The 6,127-nt window shown below is 59.9% G+C and carries 5 protein-coding genes; all 5 read right to left on the reverse strand.

What is annotated here, in order from left to right; genetic code table 11:
* On the reverse strand, nucleotides 1-1,663 hold a 1,663-nt coding region (gene glmS, locus NW856_RS08520; RefSeq protein WP_414399831.1), incomplete at its 3' end, for a glutamine--fructose-6-phosphate transaminase (isomerizing).
* 188 nt (nucleotides 1,664-1,851) lie between these two features.
* Nucleotides 1,852-3,072, reverse strand: coding sequence for an MlaD family protein (locus NW856_RS08525; protein WP_414399834.1), 1,221 nt, complete (start codon nucleotides 3,070-3,072; stop codon nucleotides 1,852-1,854).
* Entirely contained in the window at nucleotides 3,072-3,878 is an 807-nt protein-coding gene (locus NW856_RS08530; RefSeq protein ID WP_414355855.1) for an ABC transporter ATP-binding protein, read from the reverse strand. Before NW856_RS08530 ends, NW856_RS08525 begins: the two co-directional genes overlap by 1 nt.
* 204 nt (nucleotides 3,879-4,082) lie before the next feature.
* Nucleotides 4,083-5,012 (reverse strand): TerC family protein, encoded by a 930-nt coding sequence (locus NW856_RS08535; protein WP_414399832.1) that lies wholly within the window; start codon nucleotides 5,010-5,012, stop codon nucleotides 4,083-4,085.
* A gap of 218 nt (nucleotides 5,013-5,230) precedes the next feature.
* Nucleotides 5,231-6,064, reverse strand: coding sequence for a nickel pincer cofactor biosynthesis protein LarB (gene larB / locus NW856_RS08540; protein WP_414399833.1), 834 nt, complete (start codon nucleotides 6,062-6,064; stop codon nucleotides 5,231-5,233).
* Nucleotides 6,065-6,127 lie beyond the last annotated feature (63 nt).

Consider the following 6,127-nt stretch of genomic DNA (forward strand, 5'->3'; position numbering starts at 1 on the left):
TGATGAGGGCGATCACCCGTCCCCCCCGCGCCCGCACCTGTTCGATGTTGGAGAGCATTTTTTCGTAGACGGGATCCCGGGTGGCAATGCACACCACCGGCACCCGCTCGTCGATGAGGGCGATAGGGCCATGCTTCATCTCCCCTGCCGGGTAGCCTTCGGCGTGGATATAGCTCACCTCTTTCATCTTCAAAGCTCCTTCCAGGGCAATCGGGGCGTTAACCCAGCGGCCCAGATAGAGCATGTTGGCAACATGATGGTACTGCTCCGCCAGTTGGTCGTAGAGGGCGGCGTCCTTCAGCAGCAGGCTGATCTTGCCCGGCAGCTCAATCAAGGCTTGCAGGTGGGCTTGGATCTGGGCCGGGCTGAGGATCCCTTTGGCCTGGGCCAGTTGCAGGGCCAGCAAATACCCCGCCACCAACATGCCAGTAAACACTTTGGTGGAAGCCACGGCAATCTCCGGACCGGCATGGATGTAGAGAACCCCGGCATCCGCCAGACGGCTGGCCTGGGATCCGATGGCGTTGACAATCGCCAGAGTCGGGATCCCTTGGGTGCGGGCCTCGCTCATGGCTGCCAGCGTATCGACGGTTTCTCCCGACTGGGTTAGAGCCAGCAACAGGTGGTTGGGGCGCAACACCGGCTGGCGGTAGCGAAACTCAGAGGCATAGTCCACCTCCACGGGGGTACGGGCCAAGCTCTCGATGAAGTACTTGAGCACCCAGCAGGCGTGCCAGGCAGTACCACAGGCTACGGCGTGGATGTGCTCGATGTGGGCCAGTTGCGCTTCAGAAAGCGTTAGCCCCTCCAGCGTCACCCGGCCCTGTTCCAGATCCACCCGCCCCCGTAGCGTATCGGTGGTGGTGCGGGGCTGCTCAAAGATCTCCTTTTGCATGAAGTGCTTGTAGCCTCCCTTGGCGGCTGAGACGGGATCCCAGGCCACGGTGATGCTGGATTTGCGCAGCTCCTCGCCGGTAATGCGCAAGTAGCGCACTTGAGACTCCGTGAGAACCGCCATTTCCCCATCCTCCAAGAACACCACCTTGCGGGTATGGCGGACAATGGCAGGCAGATCGGAGGCCACGAAGTTTTCCCCTTCTCCCTCTCCCACCACCACGGCTCCGGCATTGCCCAAACGGGCTGCGATCAGCCGATCCGGCGCCTCCCGATCCAGAGCCACCACGGCGTTTCCCCCCCGCAGTTGCCCCATGACCTGGCCAAAGGCCGCCTCAAAGGAGCCCAGCTCTTCTGTATAGAGGCCGAGCAGTTGGGCGATCACTTCCGTATCGGTTTGGGAGCGGAATGGGATTCCCCGCTCCAGGAGACGCTCCTTTAGCTCCAGGTAGTTTTCCACAATGCCGTTTTGGATCACCACAATGCGCCCGCGCTCGTCGCACTGGGGGTGGGCATTTTCTTCGGTCACGCCGCCGTGGGTGGCCCAGCGGGTATGTCCGATCCCTACCTTGGCCGTGGGCATGTTGGCCGTCAGCTTCACCAGCAGGTTGTGCAGCTTGCCGGTAGCGCGGACAACTCTCAATCCTTCTTCGGGATCCACCGTGGCGATGCCGGCAGAATCATAGCCCCGATACTCCAAGGTGCGCAGGCCCTCCAACAGGATGGGGGCAGCCCACTGAAAACCCACGTAGCCGACAATGCCACACATTCCTCACACCTCAACCTCAGTCGCGCCAGCGTTGCGTAGCCATAGGGGGTGCCGTAGGCACAGCACCTTATCCGCAAAGCCTACCCCAGCTTCGGGATCCCTTCAACGGCTTTGGCCGCCGTTGTTACCTCAGCGGGTCATCTCAGGGATCCCAGACTCCCGCTAGAGAGAGGGGAAAGGCAGCCAACTTATGGGGAAGTCTGCGGCTGCCATCCTTGGGATCCAGGGGCAACTCCCTGGGCAAAAGAGACGGGCGCAAAACGAAAGTGATACCCTTCGGCCACCGCGGGCTGGATCCCATCTTCCCCAGGGACGCTGGAGACCAAGTTGCTCAGCCCCAATACCAACTCTCGAATGCCGCGGCGAAACTGGGGATCCCCGGTCAGCTCGTCGATGTCGGCGGTAATTTTTTGCATATTCTGAAAGGTGATGCGGGCGGAATCGAGGGTTTGGCGCAGAGTAGCTAAAGTGCCCGGATCGTTGAGGCTGGCGGCAATCTGCTGCAGATCTTCGGTAGCTTGGGCCACGTTCTCCGCAGCCGCTCGCACCTCGGCCAGGATCTGGCGCACATCGGCCTGGAGTTGTGGATCGGTAACCAGCGGGCGCACCGCGCTCGACATGGCCTGTAGATCGGCGCTCACCTGCTGAATGTTCTCCAGGACGGCGTTAAGGGAAGTGCGGTTTTGATCCACCAGGGCGGTGAATTGATCGGCAGCCGCTTGAAAACTGCGGGCAGTTCCCCTCACAGCTCCAGCCGCGTCTTGGATGGCCGTGGCAGCCGTGGTGAATTGCAACAAGTTCAGATCTTCGGTGCGAATAGCCGCTACCTGCTCTTCTACGGTTTCTGAAAGACTGGCTACGCTATTGGCGACGCGGGTGAGCCCTTCTAGGGTGGCGTTAAGGGTGTCGAAGAGCTCATCGTCGTTGACCCGTGTGAGCAATCGATCCAGCCTAATCAATAGCTGGCCAAAATCCACTCCAGGGGTTCCCTCCACCACATCTCCATTGCAAACCATTTGGCTGCTGTCGCAGTCTGGCGCCAGGGGGGATCCTGTCAACTGGACGTTCAGTCGGGGCAGGATATCCATCACCGTTTCCCCCACCAACCCCGTCTGTTTGGTAAGAAACAGGGAATCGCGGGGGATGACTAGGGGCTGATCAATGGTCACCTGTACTTCTACTTGGCTGGGTTGAGGCACAATCCGCTCCACTCGACCTATGGTTACCCCCCGCAGCCGCACACTGGATCCCTCGGCCAGCCCGGCCACGTTGGTATAGGTGACGGTAAATTGAAAGCCGCGACTGCCAAAGCGCAGGTTGTAGATCCACAAAAACAGGCCGGCAAAGCCCAGCGCCCCCGCCAGGATCAACAGGCCCACTGCCCCTTCTCGCACTGCTCGCGAACGCATCACACCTGCCCCGCCACTTGAATTGGCCCTTCTACGCTACCGCTGAAAAACTGCCGCACAAAGGGGTTATCGCACGTTTCAATCTGCTGCACGGATCCCTCCCACTGCACCCGCCCCTGAGCCAACAGGACAATGCGGTCGGTGGCGCGGTAAATGGTGCTGTGCTGGTGGGTCACCACAATGTAGCTCTCACAGGCTTTTTTCACCTGCTGCAGCTCCCGGATGAGATCTTCAATCACCGTCGAAGCAATGGGATCCAAGCCCGCTGTGGGCTCGTCGTACAGCAGCAATTGGGGCTCATCCTGGGGCAGAGAAGGATCCTCCATAATGGCGCGGGCGAAGCTGGCCCGTTTGCGCATCCCCCCCGAGAGTTCTTCTGGCAGGTTGTGCTCTTTGCCCGCCAGTCCCACCGCCTCCAGCTTGGCGGCCACCAATTCCTGAATACGGGAGCGGGGCAACTGCGAGTGCTCGTAGAGCAAAAACCCCACGTTTTCTTCCACCGTCAGGGAGTCGAAGAGGGCGGCCTGCTGAAACACCATCCCTACTCGCAAAGGGGGAGTTGCATGATGGGCTTGAATCTCCGGGAGCGGGATCCCGCACCAGAGCACTTCTCCAGCGTCTGGCTCCGTTAAGCCGGCGATGATGCGCAGCAGCGTCGATTTCCCGGTGCCCGAAGGCCCCACCAGGCCCAGGGCCTCACCCCGGTACACCTTCAGATCCACGTGGTCAAGCACCACCGTCGAGCCGAAGCGCTTGGAAACTTGGCGCAACTCCACCAAGGGGGCAGTGCTCTGCACTGCTGGCATGCTCAGAACCTCCGCCCTCGCCAAAGGCTGGAGCCTATTTTCGGACACCTGCTGCTCCTTTGGGCTGTCTATGCTGCTTCTGAAGCACTTGACCAATGATTTCAAGCAAAACTGGGGGCTCAGGATGCTTCCCTCCTTGAGTCGGCTTCACTGGTAGTTTAGGAGTCGGCAGGGGCCAAGGCAATGAAGCAGCCCACAGCCCCATCAAGGCAGATCAGGGATCCCTGGCGATAGGCCCAAGCCGTACCTCTCCTCTCCATTCTCTCTGCTCTGCAGCTCAGGGGCGAGGTCTTCCTCAAGGGCAGCCACCCAACCGGAGGGGACGATTTCCATCTCGTCTGTAACCCCTGCTCTTTTCTCTTCCCTCTTCTCTCCGTCAGCCAGCTCCGGCTGTTCATCCTGCTCCGAATTGAGTTTCACGCGCCGCGAGAAACCCCAGACAAATAAGGGGATCACGGCCACCACCATCCCCCACTCTGGGATCTCGATTTGGGGGAAAAACACCTCCAACAACATGGTGCTCCCCACCAAGGCGATGATGGCAAAAGCGGCATCTTCCAGGTGAGAGAACTCGTCCAACCAACGCAAAAACAGAGAAGCCATGTAGCGCATCAGGGTAATGCCGAGAATGCCGCCGAGGATGATTACCCAAGCCTTGCGGGAGACACCCACCGAAGCAGCGATACTGTCGAAAGAAAAGACCAGATCCGTCAGTTCCACCATCACCAGGGTCTGCCAAAAGTTGGCGTGGCGGGTGATGTCCTGTTCTTGGCCTTCTTCCTCGCCCCGAAAGTGCTGCCAGGCTAGCCAGAGCAGATAACAGGCCCCCAAGAATTGGGCGGGCGGATACTCCACCAACCAAACCGCTGCAAAGACAATGGCGATGCGAAAGCCGTAAGCGCCGATGATGCCCCAGCGCAAGGCCCGATTTTGTTGCTGAGGGGTGGGCAGATGTTTCACCAGAGCCGCCAGGGCAACGGCATTGTCCGCAGAGAGGGCGGCCTCCAAAAACACCAGAGCCACCACCAAGAAAATATCTGTCCAGGTGAAGGACTGAGTCATCCCTTGTGCCAGGGTCAAGGTCGCCCCCATCGCATCTATGGCATTTTTGACAAGTGTGGCATCAATTAGCATATTCGCGCGTTTTGTCCGCCCCAGTCAGTCCAACACAGCAGTTGACCAGCGTAGGAACCCTCCCCATCTTCGGATAAAGGTACCCCAGAAAAAGGCATGAACCCAGTTAGGTGACCAGAGGCAACACCCTCAAACTCCCGAAGGATGGGAAAGAGAAAGCCCAAGCCTAAACTATGGCCTGAGTATAGCCTGTTTGGCTCAGGATCTATTTACAATTCTTAACCTTCCGAAATCTGTCGATTCCCTGTTGGATCTCCAGTGGGGCCGCATGAACTCAATCGAGCTGCCAGCCGTTGTCCGCAACGCAGGATCTGGCCTGCCAGAATCGCCGCCCCAAAACCGTTATCAATGTTCAGCACTCCCACCCCCGCTGCGCAGGAGTTGAGCATGGTGAGCAGGGCAGCCAAGCCCTGGAAGCTGGCCCCGTAGCCAATGCTGGTGGGCACAGCGATCACCGGACAATCCGCCAGACCCGCCACCACGCTGGCCAAGGCCCCCTCCATGCCTGCCACCACGATCAGCACGTCCGCTTGCAGGGCCGCCCGGTTGTGCAGCAGCCGATGGATCCCGGCCACCCCCACATCCCAGAGGCGCTTCACCTGAAACCCAGAAAGCTCGAGCGTGAGGGCGGCTTCTTCTGCCACCGGTAAATCGGCAGTGCCGGCGGAGATCACGCTGACCTGCCCAGGATGGCTGACCACCTGCCGGGGCGGGATCCAACACAAGCGGGCCACCTGGGAATACTGCACCTGGGGTAAGCGGCTGCGGATCTCGGCATACACCTGGGCTTCGATGCGGGTGGCCAAGGCCAGGGATCCCCGCTGGTGGAGTTGCTCCAGGATTTGGGCGATCTGATCTGGGGTCTTGCCCGGCCCCCACACGGCTTCGGGAAAGCCCGTGCGCAAGGGACGGTGGTGATCCACATGGGCGAAATCTCCCACCGGCTCGAAGGGCAGAAAGCGATAGGCTTGCAGGGCTTGCTCTGGGGTGAGCTCCCCTTGGGCCACCGCCCGAAACAGATCCTGCAGCGCTGTCGTAGAGGGGGGGGTCATGGAGGATGAGTTAATCTGCAACACTCGGCTTGGATCTTGCCTGGATTTATTGGGCTAAAGACC

This window comes from Synechococcus sp. R3-13 (genome assembly GCF_047462195.1).
In the GTDB taxonomy this organism is placed as follows: Bacteria; Cyanobacteriota; Cyanobacteriia; order Thermostichales; family Thermostichaceae; genus Thermostichus.

Bases quoted from the DNA above. Each gene is read 5' to 3' on its own strand.
- NW856_RS08525 (WP_414399834.1), bottom strand. From the start codon at position 3,072: ATGCGTTCGCGAGCAGTGCGAGAAGGGGCAGTGGGCCTGTTGATCCTG.
- NW856_RS08530 (WP_414355855.1), bottom strand. From the start codon at position 3,878: ATGCCAGCAGTGCAGAGCACTGCCCCCTTGGTGGAGTTGCGCCAAGTT.
- NW856_RS08535 (WP_414399832.1), bottom strand. From the start codon at position 5,012: ATGCTAATTGATGCCACACTTGTCAAAAATGCCATAGATGCGATGGGG.
- larB (WP_414399833.1), bottom strand. From the start codon at position 6,064: ATGACCCCCCCCTCTACGACAGCGCTGCAGGATCTGTTTCGGGCGGTG.